Annotated in this window: 8 protein-coding genes; 3 read left to right on the forward strand and 5 right to left on the reverse strand. The window is 76.8% G+C overall.

All coding sequences use genetic code 11. The annotated features are described in order from the left end of the window. Window positions 1–67: 67 nt before the first annotated feature. Both HCK00_RS09350 and HCK00_RS09355 read right to left on the reverse strand, forming a co-directional pair. Window positions 68–3,817: a serine/threonine kinase C-terminal domain-containing protein gene (locus tag HCK00_RS09350; protein WP_168101317.1), complete on the reverse strand. Its 3,750-nt coding sequence runs from the start codon at window positions 3,815–3,817 to the stop codon at window positions 68–70. Window positions 3,818–4,432: 615 nt separating this feature from the next. Then, a complete protein-coding gene (locus HCK00_RS09355) occupies window positions 4,433–6,445 on the reverse strand; it encodes a serine/threonine-protein kinase (protein ID WP_206320084.1) in 2,013 nt (670 codons plus the stop codon). 577 nt (window positions 6,446–7,022) lie between these two features. On the opposite strand from HCK00_RS09355, the gene HCK00_RS09360 reads away from it, so the two are divergent. After that, a complete protein-coding gene (locus HCK00_RS09360) occupies window positions 7,023–8,285 on the forward strand; it encodes a serine hydrolase domain-containing protein (protein ID WP_311765226.1) in 1,263 nt (420 codons plus the stop codon). A 411-nt stretch (window positions 8,286–8,696) separates the two neighbouring features. Here the strand turns inward: HCK00_RS09360 and HCK00_RS09365 are convergent, their stop codons facing one another. Next, entirely contained in the window at window positions 8,697–10,406 is a 1,710-nt protein-coding gene (locus HCK00_RS09365) for a glycerol-3-phosphate dehydrogenase/oxidase (RefSeq protein WP_168101320.1), read from the reverse strand. A gap of 225 nt (window positions 10,407–10,631) precedes the next feature. Between HCK00_RS09365 and HCK00_RS09370 the strand changes: the two genes are divergently transcribed. Then, window positions 10,632–11,897, forward strand: coding sequence for a nucleotide sugar dehydrogenase (locus HCK00_RS09370; RefSeq protein ID WP_168101321.1), 1,266 nt, complete (start codon window positions 10,632–10,634; stop codon window positions 11,895–11,897). Between the two features lie 344 nt (window positions 11,898–12,241). After that, on the forward strand, window positions 12,242–12,919 hold the full coding sequence (locus HCK00_RS09375) for a hypothetical protein (protein ID WP_168101322.1): 678 nt from the start codon (window positions 12,242–12,244) through the stop codon (window positions 12,917–12,919). Window positions 12,920–13,117: 198 nt separating this feature from the next. Here the strand turns inward: HCK00_RS09375 and HCK00_RS09380 are convergent, their stop codons facing one another. Together HCK00_RS09380 and guaB are read right to left on the reverse strand one after the other, a co-directional pair. Further along, a complete protein-coding gene (locus tag HCK00_RS09380; protein WP_168101323.1) occupies window positions 13,118–14,242 on the reverse strand; it encodes a GuaB3 family IMP dehydrogenase-related protein in 1,125 nt (374 codons plus the stop codon). A 91-nt stretch (window positions 14,243–14,333) separates the two neighbouring features. After that, window positions 14,334–15,833 (reverse strand): IMP dehydrogenase, encoded by a 1,500-nt coding sequence (gene guaB / locus HCK00_RS09385; RefSeq protein ID WP_168101324.1) that lies wholly within the window; start codon window positions 15,831–15,833, stop codon window positions 14,334–14,336. Between the last annotated feature and the right edge of the window lie 93 nt (window positions 15,834–15,926).

Consider the following 15,926-nt stretch of genomic DNA (forward strand, 5'->3'; position numbering starts at 1 on the left):
GTCTTTCGGCCAGTCTGCGGCGTCACTCGCCGCGGGTCTCACGCCGGTGCGCGGAAGGGCGGCGGACTCAGCCGCCGGTCCGGTAGGTGGCCGTCGCCTGCTCGAAGAAGTGGGCCACCTCCTGCCGGTCGGCGTCCGGACCGGAGACGAGCACGACGTGGTAACGGCCGTCGAGGATCATCACCAAGTTGCGGGTGTGAACACGACGGTCGGAGCTGTCCGTCCAGTTGAAGGTGCCCTCCGCCATCGAGGTCTGCCCGACGTCTATCCGCCGCAGCCCGGAGGCGGAGGACCAGGCGGACTCGCGGAACGGCGCCAGTTCCCGCTCGGCGTCCTGCTGGTAGGCCATCGGGTCGCTGCCGAACTCCGCGGTGGAGTCCCGGCCCGGGACCACGGTCAGCTCGAAGTCGCCTTTGCCGTAGCGGACCTGGCCCAGCGAGTTGACGCCGCGCCGCTCCCAGCCACGGTGCACGGCGATGGTGAACCCCTCGGGGTCGGTGCGGAGTTCGAAGCCCTTGGCGAGTGCTCCGGAGCCGCCGGGCGCGTCCCGCTCCGCGGGGTCCTCCTGCTGATCCTTGTCGCCGTCCTTGTCGTCCTGCCGGCCCTGGTCGCCCTTCCCGCCGTCCTTCTCCGCGCCGTCCCCGCCGGACTCCTCCCCTTGTCCGTCGGGGGTCGGGCCGGAGGGGGCGCTCGGCACGCCGGCGGAACCGGCGCGGCCCGGGCCGCCGTCCGCGCTCCCCCCGTCGCGCTCCAGGAACAGCGCCGCGTAGGCGATGGCCCCGGCCATCGCGAGCAGGATCACCACCAGCAGCACCACGCCCAGCCGCCGCGGGCGCCGCCGGGGTTCCTTGGCCCGCTTGTGCCGGCCGTGCACCACGTCCCGGCCGCCCCGCCGCCTGCGCACCAGCTCACCCCGGCGGCGCACCACCGGCAGCCGCCCGGGGGCGGCGTCGGCGACGACGCCGAGCGACGGCAGCGTGACCGTGGACGCACCCAGCTCCGGCTCCGGCGCGGTACGGATCAACGACCGCAGCCAGCCGCGCAGTTCCTCGGCGTCGGGCCGCTCGGTCGGGTCCTGGCGCAGCAGCGACTCGACGACGGGGCGCAGCGCGCCGCACTCCTCCGCGAAGGCGGGCGCCTCGGAACAGACGAGCTGTACCAGCTCGGCGGCGCTCTCCTCCGGGTAGGGGGCGTGCCCCTGCACGGCGCGGAAGAGCAGCGCGCCGACGGCCCAGAGGTCGGTGGCCGGCCCGACGGGCGGCGCGAGCTGCCAGGTGCCGTGGACGGGCATGGCCTGCTCCGGCGCCCAGCGCTCGGTGACCGCGCCGACGACGACCATCCGCGCCTGCCGGGCCCGCTCGGCGGCCAGCGGCGTCGCCGGGCCCCGCTGCCCCCCGGAGGGCACGGCGCCGCCCAGGGGCGCGTCCCAGCCGCCGGACGGGGGCCCGGCGGCGGGGCGGTGGGTGTCCGGCGGGCCGGGACGCGCCCCGGCCGGCCCGTACGGGGCCGGGCCGGTGTGGTGCGGCCCCTGCGGTGGTACCGCCGCGCCGGGGTGCGGGTCCCGCGCGAACGGGCCCGGAGAGGGTCCCTGCGGGGGCGCCGCCGTACCGGAGTGCCCGGCGGGCGCGGTGGCGCCGCGCGGACGGCCGGGGTCCGGGGCGGAACCGGGCCCGCCCCGGGGCGCGGGGGCACCGGGACCGCCGGGGCGGTCCTCACGCCGGTCCGTGCGGTCCGGTCCCGGCGGCAGGGCGCGGTCGCCGGGACGACGGGCGGCGGGCAGCGGGGCGCGGTCGGCGGAGCCGGGGGGCGGCGGGGCCTGGTCCGAGCCGGCGGACCGCTGGTCCGGACGCGCCCCCTCCGGGCGCCGTCCCTCGGGGAGATGACCGGGGGCGCCGTGGCGGTCGGCGGGGCGCCGTTCGCCGCGCGGTGAGGCGGGCGGCAGGCCCGGGCGGCCCGGCCGGCCGGTGGAACCGTGCCAGCCGGCCTCCGCGGGCACGGGCGCGTGGGGCGGTCCGCCGCGCGCCGGCGGCACGGAACCCGCCCCGGCCGGGGCGGGCACGGCGGGGCCGAGCGGGCCACCGGGGGAACCGGGACGGGCCGGACCCGGGGACGAGGGCGCGGGGGACGGGCCACCGGGAACGGCGGGACCCGGGCCGGGGCCCCCGGAGCGGGGGAGGGCCGGGCCCGGGGCGGCGGAACCGGGCGCCGCCGGACCCCCGTCGCCGGTGCGGCCTCCGCCGCCGTCTCCGTCACCGCCGCCGTCGCGGTGCTCGCCGTGGTGCTCGCCGTGGTGCTCGCCGTGGTGCTCGCCGTGGTGCTCGCCGTGGTGCTCGCCGCCGTCTCCGTCGCCGTTGCCGTGGGAGCGGGGCAGCACGCGGGCGCCGCCGCCGGGCGCCTCGGGCAGCGCCGGGGCGGGGCCTCCGGGCGCCGGCAGGGCGGGAAGCCGGGCCGGCCGTGCGGACAGCGGCCGGACCTGGGCGCGGGTGGCGGCCCGGGCACCGGCCGAGTAGGCCGCGATGGCGCGGGAGCGCGGCTGCCGGTCGTCGGGTCCCCCGGCCTCGGCACCCGCGCCGGGCCCGTCGCCGGTCGTGCCGGGTCCCGTACCGGCGGTGGTACCGGGCATGCCGCCCGGGCCCGGCTCCGGCGCCCCACCGGGCGCGGACACACCCGCGGCACCGGCACCGCCGGACGGCGGGGCACCGCCGTCCGGGCCGGGAGCGTGTCCCGCGAGCCCTGGCGCGTCGCCGGGCGGGCGCGTGCCGTACGCGGCGAGGACGCCCTCCGGGGCGGCGGGCCGCTCCCCCGGGCCGGGCTGCCCGGGCGGGCGGCGGAACGCGCGGTGCGGGTCCGGGTCGCTCCCGGCGGCGGCCCCGGACGGGCCGGGGGCACCGGGCTCCCCCGGAGCGCCGCTCCCGCCCGGCAGGACGGGGGCGCCGGAGGCGTACGCGGGCCCCCGGCCACCGGCAGCCAGGCCCGGCCGTGCCGTTCCGCCCGGTCCCTGCCCGGGGTGGCCGCCCGGGCCTCCCCGGGGCCCCGCCGCTCCGGCGCCGCCGGGCCGGTACGCATATCCGCCGTCACCCCCGGGGCCCTGCGGCCCGCGCGGAGGCGCGGCCGGTCCGCCCCCGGGGCCGCCCCCGCCGATCCGTCCGCCGGAACCGCCCGGTCCGCCCGGGGTGCCGGGGCCACTGCCGGGCCTCCCGGGGCCACCCGGTCCCGGGGGGCCGTCCGCCGGGGGCGGTGTCGGGTCGTAGCCGCAGAGCGCCTCCTCCGCCGCCCCGGCGGCGAGGCCGGTGAGCATCGCGCGGCCGTCCTCGCAGAGCACGACCGTGCGGGCGGTGACGTTGCGGTGGGTCCAGCCCTGGGCGTGCAGCGCGCAGAGCGCGGTGAGGACGTCGGCCGCAACCTCCGCCGCGCGGTGCGGGGAGAGCGTGTCCTCGGCGAGCAGCGCGGCCAGCGGCCGGCCGCGGACGAGTTCGCTGACGATCCACAGCCCGCCGTCCTCCGCGAAGACGTCGAACACCTGGTCGTAGCGCGGGTGGTCGGGCACCGCGGCGGCGGCCCGCGCCGCCGCGAGAGCGCGCCGGACCGCCGGATCGGCCGCGGCCCGCTCACCCCCGCCCCGCGCCCCGGGCCCGTACCGGCCGTCCTCGCCGACCACCTCGGCCTCGACGGTCTCCGGCAGCGGTATGTGGCGGATCAGCACTTCCTGGCCGCTGTAGGTGTCGAAGGCGCGGGTCCGCACGATGTCGGACGCGTCTCCGGGGGACGAGGGCAGGCGGTAGCGGTCGGCCAGCACCCGTCCCGCGTAGTCCTCCACGACGCCTCCCCACGCACGCGCTCCGTGTCCTCCCGGAACGCCCTCGCCCGAACAGTGAGCTCCTGCCCGCCAGTTCGCCTACCCACCCCGGTGTGCGGCTGCGCAGCGTCCGCACCGTCTCACGATACGTGCCCCGGCGGGGCGGTGGAGAGTTGACGGCGGAACCGTTACCGGTGCGGGTCACGGCGGGGGCATCCGGGGGCATCCGGGGACACGACCCGGGCCCGGGGGCGGGCACACTCTCCCGGCGTGCGCCTGCCGTGCGCCCTCCCCGCGACGGCGCACGCGGCCGGGAGAGGGGGCGGAAGCCGGCGGGCGGAGCCCGTCAGCGGGCGGTCCGCCGACGGGGTGCCGGCGGACCGGGGTTGATCGGCCGGGGTGCCCGCGGGCGGCGGGCGCCGTTCACCCGTCGGGCGGCGGACGCCGTGCGCGCTGCCGGGCGCGCCGTCGGCCGGGCCCCCTCGGGCCGGAGTGCGGGGGGCCCGGCCGACGTGGCGGACGAGGCGGCCGGCACGGGGTCACGTCACCCGGCGCACCGGGCCGGAGCGCCGCGACCGGACGGCGCCGTGACCGAACGTTTCGCCCGGCAGCCGCCCGGCCCCCGCAGGCCCCGGATCAGCCGGCCGGCCGGAAGGTCGCGTACGCGGTCTCGCGGAGCGTCGAGCACTCCTTGCCGTCCCAGTCCTTCGCCGGGCAGTAGACCATGATGGAGTACGCGCGCCGGTCGTCCACCTTGAAGCCGCGGTTGACCACCCGCACCCGCTCGCCGGAGCGGGTGTACTCGAACTCCCAGTCGGCGGCGGTCGGATAGTCGCGGTAGTCGACGCTCTTGATCCCCCGGGACTCGTAGCCCGGGAACGAGCCGCGCGAGGCCTGCTCCTGGGCGCGCCAGGTGGCGGCGGCGTCGTCCTTCGGCGAGGAGCTGAAGTCGACCTGTATCCGGGGCACTCCGCCGGACTCGCTGTATATCCCGCCGGAGTTGGCCCCGGCCGTGCCCGTCTGCTTCCAGCCCTCGGGCATGGCCATCGAGAAGCGGAACCCGTCACTCTTCACGGTGCGGTAGCCCGCGGGGATTCCGTCGCCACTGCCCTTGCCGGAGGAGTCCTCGTCCTCGCCGCCGGAGTCCCCGTCGTCCCCGCTGCCCTTGCCCGAGGAGTCGTCGTCCTCGCCACCCCGGTCGCCGGTGGGGTCCGCGGTGGGCTCGGGGGACTTCCCGCCGGTGCCGTCCTCTTCCTTCTCACCCTTCCCGGAGCCGTTCGCGTTCTCGTCGGCACCGCCGCCGGCCGAGGGCTTCTTCTCGCCGCCTGCCGCGCCGGAGTCGTCGCCCCCGAAGTTGAGGGCGAGCACGAGGCCGAGCACGGCGAGGACGACGACGCCCGCGACGGCCGCCAGCACCTGCTTGGGCATCCGCGTCACGGAGGTGAGGACGCGCGAGCCCGCGCCGCCCTCCGGGCCGGCGCCCGCCGACGGAGAGGCCACGGCCGGTGCGGACGCGGCGGCGGCCTTCCCGCCCGCGCTCCCCGCGCCGTCACCCGCGCCCGCGCCGGCGGCGCCGTTCGGGCCCGCCGGCTCACCGGCCGTCCCGGAATCACCGCTCCCGGCCGCGGCCGCTCCACCGGCCGCGCCGGCCTTCCGGCCGGAGCCCTTCCCGGCGTTCTTCCCGGAGCCCTTCCCCGAGCCCTTCCCGGCGTCCGCGGAACCGTCCGACGCGCCGTCGCCGGCCCCGTCGGAGGCGCCATCCGCCGGCAGCGGCATCGCCCGGGTCCGGGCGGGCGCGGGCGGCTCCGGGGCGGCGAGCACCTCCGTCAGCAGCGCTCGCGCGCCGGCCTCGTCGAGCCGCTGCTCCGGTTCCTTCTCCAGCAGCCCGAGGATGACCTCCGTCAGCGGGCCGGCGTGCTCCGGGTGCGGGACCGGCTCGGTCATCACGGCCGTCAGGGTGGCCAGACCGTTGCCCTTGTCGTACGGGGGCACGCCCTCCACGCAGGCGTAGAGCAGCCCGCCCAGGGACCACAGGTCCGAGGCCGGGCCGGGCTTGTGGCCCCGGGCCCGCTCGGGGGAGATGTAGGAGGGGGCGCCGACGAGCATGCCGGTGGAGGTGACCGAGGGGTCGCCCTCGACCTGCGCGATACCGAAGTCGGTCAGCACGATCCGGCTGCCGTCCTCGGAGATCAGCACGTTGGACGGCTTCACGTCGCGGTGGAGGATGCCCTCGCGGTGCGCGGCGCGCAGCACGTCCAGCACGGCCAGCCCGACCTCGGCGGTGCGGCGCGGGGTGAGCCGGCCCTCGTCGCGTATGACCTCCGAGAGCGAGGAGCCCTCGATCAGCTCCATGACGATCCACGGCCGGTCGTCCTCGTCGACCACGTCGTAGACGGTGACGCCGCCGGACGCGCGGACCCGGGCGATGGCCTTCGCCTCGCGCAGCGTCCGCGTGATCAGCCGCCGCTTCTCGTCGTCGTCGACGGACGACGGGAAGCGCAGTTCCTTGACGGCGACCTGGCGGCCCAGCGTCTCGTCCACCGCGCGCCAGACGGTGCCCATCCCGCCCCGTCCGAGCACCTCGCCCAGGCGGTAGCGCCCGGCGAGGACGCGCCCCGTGGTCCCCTGTGTGTCCTCCGACTTCGGCATGTATCCCCTCAGCGCTGCGACGACCGAACGTGGGCGCCGAGTTGACGGTTTCCCCGCGTGTCTCCCCGCGATGCGCGCGTATGCGGGCCCGCCCCGGCAGAGTTCCCATTCTCCCCCATGCGGCCTCACGCGGCGGGCCGGGGGCCCGGGCTGACGACGCCGCAGGCGGGCGCCATCATGGGGCCTCACGCGGCGGGATCGGGAGGACGAGCGAGTGCCGGTTCGCGGAGGGCGCCCGCCGGGGCGGGCAGGGAACGGGCGGCGGAGCGGCGACGCGGGACGGGCGGCGCGCGGCCCGCGGCCGGTACGGCTGGGACAGCGCGCCGCGTGGCGGGTACGGCCGGGACGGCGCGCCGCGCTGCGGATACGGCGGTGGCCCGGGCCGGGTGCGGGGTGGAGCCCGTGGTGCCGCGTCATGCGGTGGGTGTCACCGCGCGTCGGGCCGGGCGCGGGGCGGGGCCTGGGGTGGCCGGAGGCGCGGTGGGCCGCACGGCGCATCGGGCGGTGGGCGCGGCCGGGCGCGGCGCCCCGCCCGTGGCGCCCGTGGCCGCGCGCCGCGCTCTGTGTGCTGTTGTGCGTGGCGGCGGTGGTGGGCTGCGCCGCCCCCACCGCCCGGTACGGCGCGGACGCGCGGCCCGAACGGTCCGCGGAGGACCCGGACCGCACGGGCCCGGACCGCACGGACCCGGGCCGGGCGGAGGACGCCGGACGGACGGCCCCCGAGCCACCGGCGGAGGCGGCCCCGGGCCGGAGCGGAGAACCGGCCCCCGGACGGCCCGGCGGCCCGGACCCCGGCGCCGGCCCGGTGGCCGAGGCCGTCGCCGGGCTGGCCGACGCGGCGCGGGCGCCGGGCGCCGCGGCCTACGCCCGGGACGGCGGCCGGGTGTGGTTCGCCGCGTCGGGCGTGGCCGACCGGCGCGAGACGCGCCCCATCGGGCGGGCCGACCGCTTCCGGGCGGGCAGCGTCACCAAGACGTTCGTCGCCACCGTGGTCCTCCAACTCCACGCCGAGGGCGCGCTGCGCCTGAGCGACCCGGTGGAGCGCCACCTCCCGGGCCTGGTCCGCGGGCGCGGCAACGACGGGACGCGGGTGACCCTCCGCCAGCTCCTCACCCACACCAGCGGCCTCTACGACTACGTACGCGACCCGCGGCTGGCGGAGGAGTCCTTCGGCCGCGGTTTCCCCGAACACCGCTACGCGACCCGCTCACCGCGGGAACTGGTCCGCACGGCGCTGCGCCACCGGCCGTACTTCCCGCCGGGCCGCGGCTACTTCTACTCCAACACCGACTACATCCTGCTGGGCCTGGTGGTGGAGCGGGTCACCGGCCGCCCGTACGCGCGCGCCGTCGAGGAGCGCGTCATCCGGCCGCTGCGGCTGACCGGCACCTCCTTCCCCGGCACCCGCAGCGGGCTGCCCCGCCCGCACGGCCGCGGCTACTCGGCCGCCGCGGGCGGCTCCCCGGACCGGCCGATGGACGTGACGGAGCTGAACCCCTCCACCGCGGGGGCCGCCGGGGAGATGATCTCCACCTTCGGCGACCTCAGCCGCTTCCTCCGCGCCCTGCTCGGCGGGGAGCTGCTGCCGGACGCCGAACTGCGGCTGATGCGGGACACCTCCGGCACCCGGGGCCGCTACGGCTACGGGCTGTTCCCGGAACGGCTGCCGTGCGGGGTGACGGTGTGGGGCCACAACGGCAGCATCAGCGGCTCGTACGTCCGGATCACCGCCACCGCCGGCGGCGGGCGGGTCCTGGGGTACCGGGTGAACACCGACGAGGTGGGCGACGCGGCGGCCGAACGGCGGCTGCTGACCGCGGAATTCTGCCGCCGGGACTGACGGCGGGGGTGACGGCGGGACTGACAGCGGGGGTGACGGCGGGGCTGACGGCGGGCGCCGGACGGGCCACCCACCGCCGGACGGCACCGCCCCGGGCCCTCCCCGGCCCCCGGCCGTGCCACGTCAGCAGCCCGCCGGACGCGCGTCACCGACCGCGCGTGGCTTCACCCAGGCGCGCGTGGCGGGGCCGGGCGTGCCGGGTCTGGTCCAGGTCAGGGGCCGGTCGGGGCCGGTCCGGGGCCGCTCGGGGGCCGGTCCGGGTCCGGGGCCACTCCGTCCCGCCGCGATCCGCCGCCCGTCCGCCCGGCGGCCACCGCGCGCCCCCGGGGCCCCGGGCCCGCCGCCCGGCCCGGGACCGTCCCCCGGACCGAAGTGGCCGGGTGGCCGGGTGGCCGGGCCGGGCCGCCGGCCTCAGGGCAGCGGCACGATGTCCGGCGCGCCCAGCCGGGCCGCGTCCGCCGTCTGGTCGTCGGGCTGGAGCTGCGACTCGCGCTCGGCCTCCACCCGCTTCCGGTAGTGCTCGACCTCCCGGCCGATCTGCTCCTCGTCCCAGCCGAGGACGGGCGCCATCAGCTCGGCGCACTCCTGGGCGCTGCCCGCGCCGCGGTCGAAGGTCTCGATGGAGATGCGGGTCCGCCGGGTCAGCACGTCGTCGAGGTGGCGGGCGCCCTCGTGGGAGGCCGCGTAGACGATCTCGGCGCGCAGGTAGTCCTCGGCGTGGGCGAGCGGCTCCGCCAGCGACGGCTGCTCGGCGACGAGCTCGAAGACCTCCTCGGCCAGCGCACCGTATCGGTTCAGCAGGTGCTCCACGCGGACCACGTGCAGACCGGTGCGGGCGGCGAGCCGGTTGCGGGCGTTCCACATCGCCCGGTAGCCCTCGGCGCCGGCGAGGCGGACATCCTCGGTGACGCAGTCCGCGACGCGCTGGTCCAGCCCGTGCACCGCCTCGTCCACCGCGTCCTTGGCCATCACCCGGTAGGTGGTGTACTTGCCGCCCGCGACGACCACCAGGCCCGGCACCGGGTGCGCCACGGTGTGCTCCCGGGAGAGCTTGCTGGTGGCGTCCGACTCCCCGGCCAGCAGCGGCCGCAGCCCGGCGTAGACGCCCTCCACGTCGTCCCGGGTGAGCGGCACCGCGAGCACCGAGTTGACGTGCTCCAGCAGGTAGTCGATGTCCGCGCTGGAGGCCGCCGGGTGCGCCTTGTCCAGGTCCCAGTCGGTGTCCGTGGTGCCGACGATCCAGTGCCGGCCCCAGGGGATGACGAACAGGACGGACTTCTCGGTGCGCAGGATCAGCCCGGTGGTGGAGTGGATGCGGTCCTTGGGCACCACCAGGTGGATGCCCTTGGAGGCGCGGACCTTGAACTGGCCGCGCTCGGCGATCAGCCCCTGCGTGTCGTCCGTCCAGACCCCGGTCGCGTTGACGACCTGGCGGGCGCGGATCTCGTACTCCCCGCCGGCCTCGACGTCCCGCACCCGGGCGCCGACGACGCGCTCCCCCTCGCGGAGGAAGCCCACGACGCGGGCGCGGTTGGCGACATCGGCACCGTACGCGGCGGCGGTGCGCACCAGCGCGGTCACGAAGCGTGCGTCGTCCACCTGGGCGTCGTAGTACTGGAGCGCCCCGACCAGGGCGTCCTTCCGCAGGCAGGGGGCAACCCGCAGGGCGCGGCGGCGGCTGAGGTGGCGGTGCACCGGCAGGCCGCGGCCGTGGCCGGAGGAGACCGACATGGCGTCGTACATGGCCACGCCCGCTCCGGCGTACCAGCGCTCGAAGCCCTTGCGCTTCAGCGGGTAGAGGAACGGCACCGGCTTGACCAGGTGCGGGGCGAGCCGCTCCAGCAGCAGGCCGCGTTCCTTGAGCGCCTCCCGCACCAGGGCGAAGTCGAGCATCTCCAGGTAGCGCAGCCCGCCGTGGATCAGCTTGCTGGACCGGCTGGAGGTGCCGGAGGCCCAGTCGCGGCCCTCCACCAGCCCGGTGGACAGCCCGCGGGTGACCGCGTCCAGCGCGGTGCCCGCGCCGACCACTCCGCCGCCGACCACCAGAATGTCCAGTTCGCGTTCCGCCATCCGGGCGAGCGCCTCACCGCGCTCGACCGGTCCGAGTGTCGCCGTCCTCACCGATGCCTCCCGTCGTGGTCGCTCACGCGTTCCCCGCCCTGCGATTCTCACCGGTGGGCGGGCGCGCAACCCCTGTGAGCCCTGGTGACGGCAACACCCCGGCCGCCATGTCCGGGCAATACTCACTATCAGCGATATGTCTGCTTAGCCTTAGTTCGCCTTACTCGCCTTCTTCAGCCTTACACGGCTCGACCGCACCGCGCCCGGGAAGGACCGCCCCCCGCCATGCCCGCAGACCTCGCCGTCATCGGTCTCGGCCCGCTCGGTCTGCCGCTCGCCCGGGCCGCCACCGCGGCGGGTGTCCCCACCCTCGGCTACGACCCGGACCCCGGCCGGGTGGACGGGCTCCGCGCCGGCCGGCCGCCCGAGGACGGCTCCCTCACCGCCGCGGCGCTGCGGCGGATGCTCTCCGCCGGATTCCACGCCACCACCGAGCCGGACGGCCTAGGCCGCGCCCGCACCGTCGTCATCTGCGCCCCCACCCCGCTCGGCGAGGACGCCGCGCTCGACCTGACGGCCGTCGGGGAGGCGGCGCGCACGCTGGCCGCCCGGCTGCGGCCCCGGACCACTGTGCTGCTGGAGTCGGCCGCCTACCCCGGCACCACGGAGGAATTCCTCCGCCCGCTGCTGGAGGAGGGTTCCGGGCTGCGCGCCGGCCGCGACTTCCACCTGGCGTACGCGCCGAACCGGCTCGACCCGGGCAACCGGGTCCACGGCTGCGCCACCACCCCCAAGGTCGTCGGCGGCCTCACGCCTGCCTGCGCCGAGGCCGCCGCGGCGTTCTACGGGCGCGTCACGGACCGCGTCGTGCGCGCCCGCTCCACCCGCGAGGCGGAGACGGTGAAGCTGCTGGAGACCAACTACCGCCATGTCAACATCGCGCTCGCCAACGAGATGGCCGTCCTCTGCCACGACCTCGGCGTCGACCTCTGGGACGTGCTGCGCTGCGCGGAGACCAAACCCTTCGGTTTCCAGCCGTTCCGCCCCGGCCCCGGTGTCGGCGGCCACGCCGTGCCCCTCGACCCGAACCATCTGCCGGGGCGCGGACGGCGGGGCCTGGGCCACCCACTGCGCCTGGTCGAGCTGGCCAAGGAGGTCAACGACCGGATGCCGCGCTACGTGGTGCAGCGCTGCGCCGTCCTGCTCAACGAGCACGGCAAGTCCGCCCGGGGCGCGCAGGTGCTGCTGCTCGGCGTCACCTACAAGCCGGATGTGGGCGACCGCACCGGCTCCCCCGCCCCGGAGATCGCCACCCGGCTGCTCGAACTCGGCGCCCGGGTCAGCTTCCACGACCCGTTCGTGCCGCGCTGGAGCGTCCTCGGACGTCCGGTGCCCCGCGCCGACCTGCTCCACGAGGCCGTGGCCGAGGCCGACCTGACGGTGCTGCTCCAGCACCACCGCGGCTACGACCTGCACGGGCTCACCGCCAAGGCCCGGTTGCTGCTGGACACCCGCGGCGCCGGCCCGGCGGGCACCGCCCACCGCCTCTGATCCGCCGCGGCGGCCGGCCGCAGCACCCGGCCCGGCGCCGCATCCGCCCCGCCACTCCCGGCACGCTTCCCCCGGCCCGGCGCCATGATGCCCGCCTCCGCCGGAACGCCCGGGCCGCGTCCCGGGCGCGGCGGGCCCGGGGCCGGGCGCCTCCCCCGCCACCGCGCCGGAACCGTAGCCTCCGGGTAGCGGGCGCGTACCAGCCATGTCACGGACCGTGGAAGGGCCTTGCCGGTCCGGCCGCCGGCCGGTTGGCTTCAGGGGCACATTCCGGCCACCGCGCCGGGCATCAGCCACCCGCACGCGACCGCTTCCGGGCGCGTGCCCTCACCCTCGGGGGACCCATGAGCGAGCAGCCCTGGCAGCAGCACAGACCACAGCAGCCCCAGCAGTACCCGCAGCCCGCAGCCCCGCAGTCGGGGCAGCCCACCGCCGCCCAGGCAGGGCAGCCGTACGGCGGGCAGCCCCAGGGCCCGGTGCCCGCGCCGCAGGCAGGTTTCGGCCCCGCGCCCGGGTCCGCGCCCGCTCCTGGGCCGCACGCCGGTCCGTACCCCGGACCGGACGGTGCCCCCGGCGGCTTCCCGGCGCCCCCGCCGCCCGCGCCGTCCGGCGGCCGGAGCGGGAACGCGGGGCTCGCGCTCGGCGCGGCCGTGGTCCTCATGGTCGTCGGCGCCCTGGTCTACGGGCTGATCCTCAAGGAGGCCGAGGTCCAGATCGGCTATCTCGCCGTCGGCGTCGGCGCGCTCATCGGTCTCGCCCTCGGCAAGCTCGGCGGGCGCAACCCCGTGCTGCCGTTCGCCGGAGCCGTACTCGGCCTGCTCGGCGTCTACCTCGGCCAGGTGTTCGGCATCGCGATGGCCTTCGCCGACCTCCCCTCCGCCCCCGGCTTCCTCACGGTCCTCACCGACCATTTCGGTGACATCAACCGGGGCCTGAAGGAGAACCTGGAGGTCGTGGACTACCTCTTCTACGCGCTCTCCGGCGCCGCCGCCTTCAGCCTCACCCGCAAGACGGCCGGCTGACGGACCACCGGCCGCACGGCGCCCCACTCCGCCGGCCACGCGCCATGGCTGCGGGCCCGGCGGCCGCACACCCGCACACCCGCACACGAAAGGCCGAGGGCCCGGACATCTCAGAGGTTCAGATGTACGGGCCCCGGCCCGGTGCTCCGCCACCGCGTACGCGGTGGCGGAGCTGTGACCGCCGGCCGCCGCCGGGTGTCAGCCGTCGTGCCGGGACGGCGCGACCGTGACCTCGACCCGCTGGAACTCCTTGAGGTCCGAGTAGCCGGTGGTGGCCATCGCCCGGCGCAGCGCGCCGAAGAAGTTCATCGAGCCGTCGGGGGTGTGCGAGGGGCCGAGCAGGATCTCCTCGGTGGTGCCGACGGTGCCGAGGTTCATGCGCTTGCCGCGCGGCACGTCCTCGTGGACGGCCTCCATGCCCCAGTGGTGGCCGCGGCCGGGTGCGTCGGTCGCCCGCGCCAGCGGGGAGCCGATCATCACGGAGTCCGCGCCGCAGGCCACGGCCTTCGGCAGGTCACCGCTCCAGCCCACGCCGCCGTCCGCGATGACGTGCACGTACCGGCCGCCGGACTCGTCCAGGTAGTCCCGCCGGGCCGCGGCCACGTCGGCCACCGCGGTGGCCATCGGCACCTGGATGCCCAGGGTGTTCCGGGTGGTGTGCGCGGCTCCGCCGCCGAAGCCGACGAGCACACCGGCCGCGCCCGTCCGCATCAGGTGCAGCGCGGCGGTGTACGTGGCACAGCCGCCGACGATCACCGGCACGTCCAGCTCGTAGATGAACTGCTTGAGGTTGAGCGGTTCGGCCGCGCCCGACACGTGCTCGGCGGAGACGGTGGTACCGCGGATGACGAAGATGTCCACCCCGGCGTCCACGACGGCCTTGGAGAACTGCGCGGTGCGCTGCGGGGAGAGCGCGGCGGCCGTGATGACACCCGAGTCGCGCACCTCCTTGATCCGCTGCCCGATCAGCTCCTCGCGGATCGGGGTGGCGTAGATCTCCTGCATGCGGCGGGTCGCGGTGCGCTCGTCCAGCTCGGCGATCTCCGCGAGCAGCGGCTCGGGGTCCTCGTAACGCGTCCACAGGCCCTCGAGGTTGAGCACCCCGAGCCCGCCCAGCTCGCCGATGCGGATGGCGGTCGCCGGGGAGACCACGGAGTCCATCGGCGCGGTGAGGAACGGCAGCTCGAAGCGGTAGGCGTCGATCTGCCAGGCGATCGAGACCTCCTTCGGGTCACGCGTGCGGCGGCTCGGCACCACGGCGATGTCGTCGAACGCGTACGCCCTCCGGCCGCGCTTGCCGCGCCCGATCTCGATCTCAGTCACAATTGGCCTTTCCCTGTGCGGTCTGCCGTCCCAGTATCGCCGACCGGCCGCCGGCGGCCACGCGGCGGCGGCCCGTCGGCGGCGGACGCGGTCAGCGGCTGTAGTTGGGCGCCTCGCTCACCATCTGCACGTCGTGCGGGTGGCTCTCCTTCAGGCCGGCGGCGGTGATCCGCACGAAGCGGCCCTTCTCCTTGAGCTCGGGCACGTCCGCCGCGCCGACGTAGCCCATGGAGGCGCGCAGCCCGCCGACGAGCTGGTGCGCGACCGAGCCGAGCGGGCCGCGGTAGGGCACCTGGCCCTCGATGCCCTCGGGGACGAGCTTGTCCTCGGAGAGCACGTTGTCCTGGAAGTAGCGGTCCTTGGAGAACGACCGGCCGCCGCCGCGGGACTGCATGGCGCCCAGCGAGCCCATGCCGCGGTAGGACTTGAACTGCTTCCCGTTGATGAAGACCATCTCGCCGGGGGACTCCTCGCAGCCGGCGAGGAGGGAGCCGAGCATCACGGAGTCCGCGCCCGCCGCGATCGCCTTGGCGATGTCGCCGCTGTACTGGAGGCCGCCGTCACCGATCAGCGGGATGCCGGCCGGGCCGCAGGCGCGCGCCGCCTCGAAGATCGCGGTGACCTGCGGGACGCCGATGCCGGCCACGACCCGGGTGGTGCAGATGGAGCCGGGGCCGACGCCCACCTTCACGCCGTCCACACCCGCGTCGATCATCGCCTGGGCGCCGTCCCGGGTGGCGACGTTGCCGCCGATGACGTCCACGTCGATGTTGGACTTGACCTTGGCGATCATGTCGAGGATGCCGCGGCTGTGGCCGTGGGCGCTGTCCACGACGAGGAAGTCGGCACCGGCCTCGACCAGCGCCTGCGCCCGGTCGTACGCCGCGTCGCCGACGCCCACCGCGGCGCCGACGATCAGCCGGCCCTCGGCGTCCTTCGCGGCGTTGGGGTACTGCTCGGCCTTGACGAAGTCCTTGACGGTGATGAGGCCCTTGAGGATGCCGGCCCCGTCCACCAGCGGCAGCTTCTCGATCTTGTGCCGGCGGAGCAGCTCCATGGCGTCCGCGCGGGAGATCCCGACCTGCCCGGTGACCAGCGGCATCGGCGTCATGACCTCCCGCACCCGGCGGGTACGGTCCACCTCGAAGGCCATGTCGCGGTTGGTGACGATGCCGAGCAGCTTGCCCGCCCCGTCCGTGACCGGCACCCCGCTGATCCGGAACCGGCCGCAGAGCTCGTCGGCCTCGCCCAGGGTGGCGTCCGGGCGGACGGTGATCGGGTCCGTCACCATGCCGGACTCCGAACGCTTCACCAGATCGACCTGGTTGGCCTGGTCCTCCACGGAGAGATTGCGGTGGAGCACGCCGACCCCGCCCTGCCGGGCCATGGCGATCGCCATCCGGGCCTCGGTCACCTTGTCCATGGCGGCGGACATCAGCGGGATGTTCACGGTGACGTTGCGCGAGACGCGGGAGGAGGTGTCCACCGCGTTCGGCAGCACCTCGGACGCGCCCGGCAGCAGCAGCACATCGTCGTATGTCAGACCGAGCATCGCGAACTTCTCGGGCATACCCTCGACGTCGTCGTTCATGACACCTTCCCCAGTGCTCTTGCCCACGCGGACTCCCCATGCTAACGGCCTCCGGAAGATCGCCGTCCCCCGCTCGGAACGGTCCGCCGGAAG

Source organism: Streptomyces zingiberis (assembly GCF_012034935.1).
Classification (GTDB): domain Bacteria; phylum Actinomycetota; class Actinomycetes; order Streptomycetales; family Streptomycetaceae; genus Streptomyces; species Streptomyces zingiberis.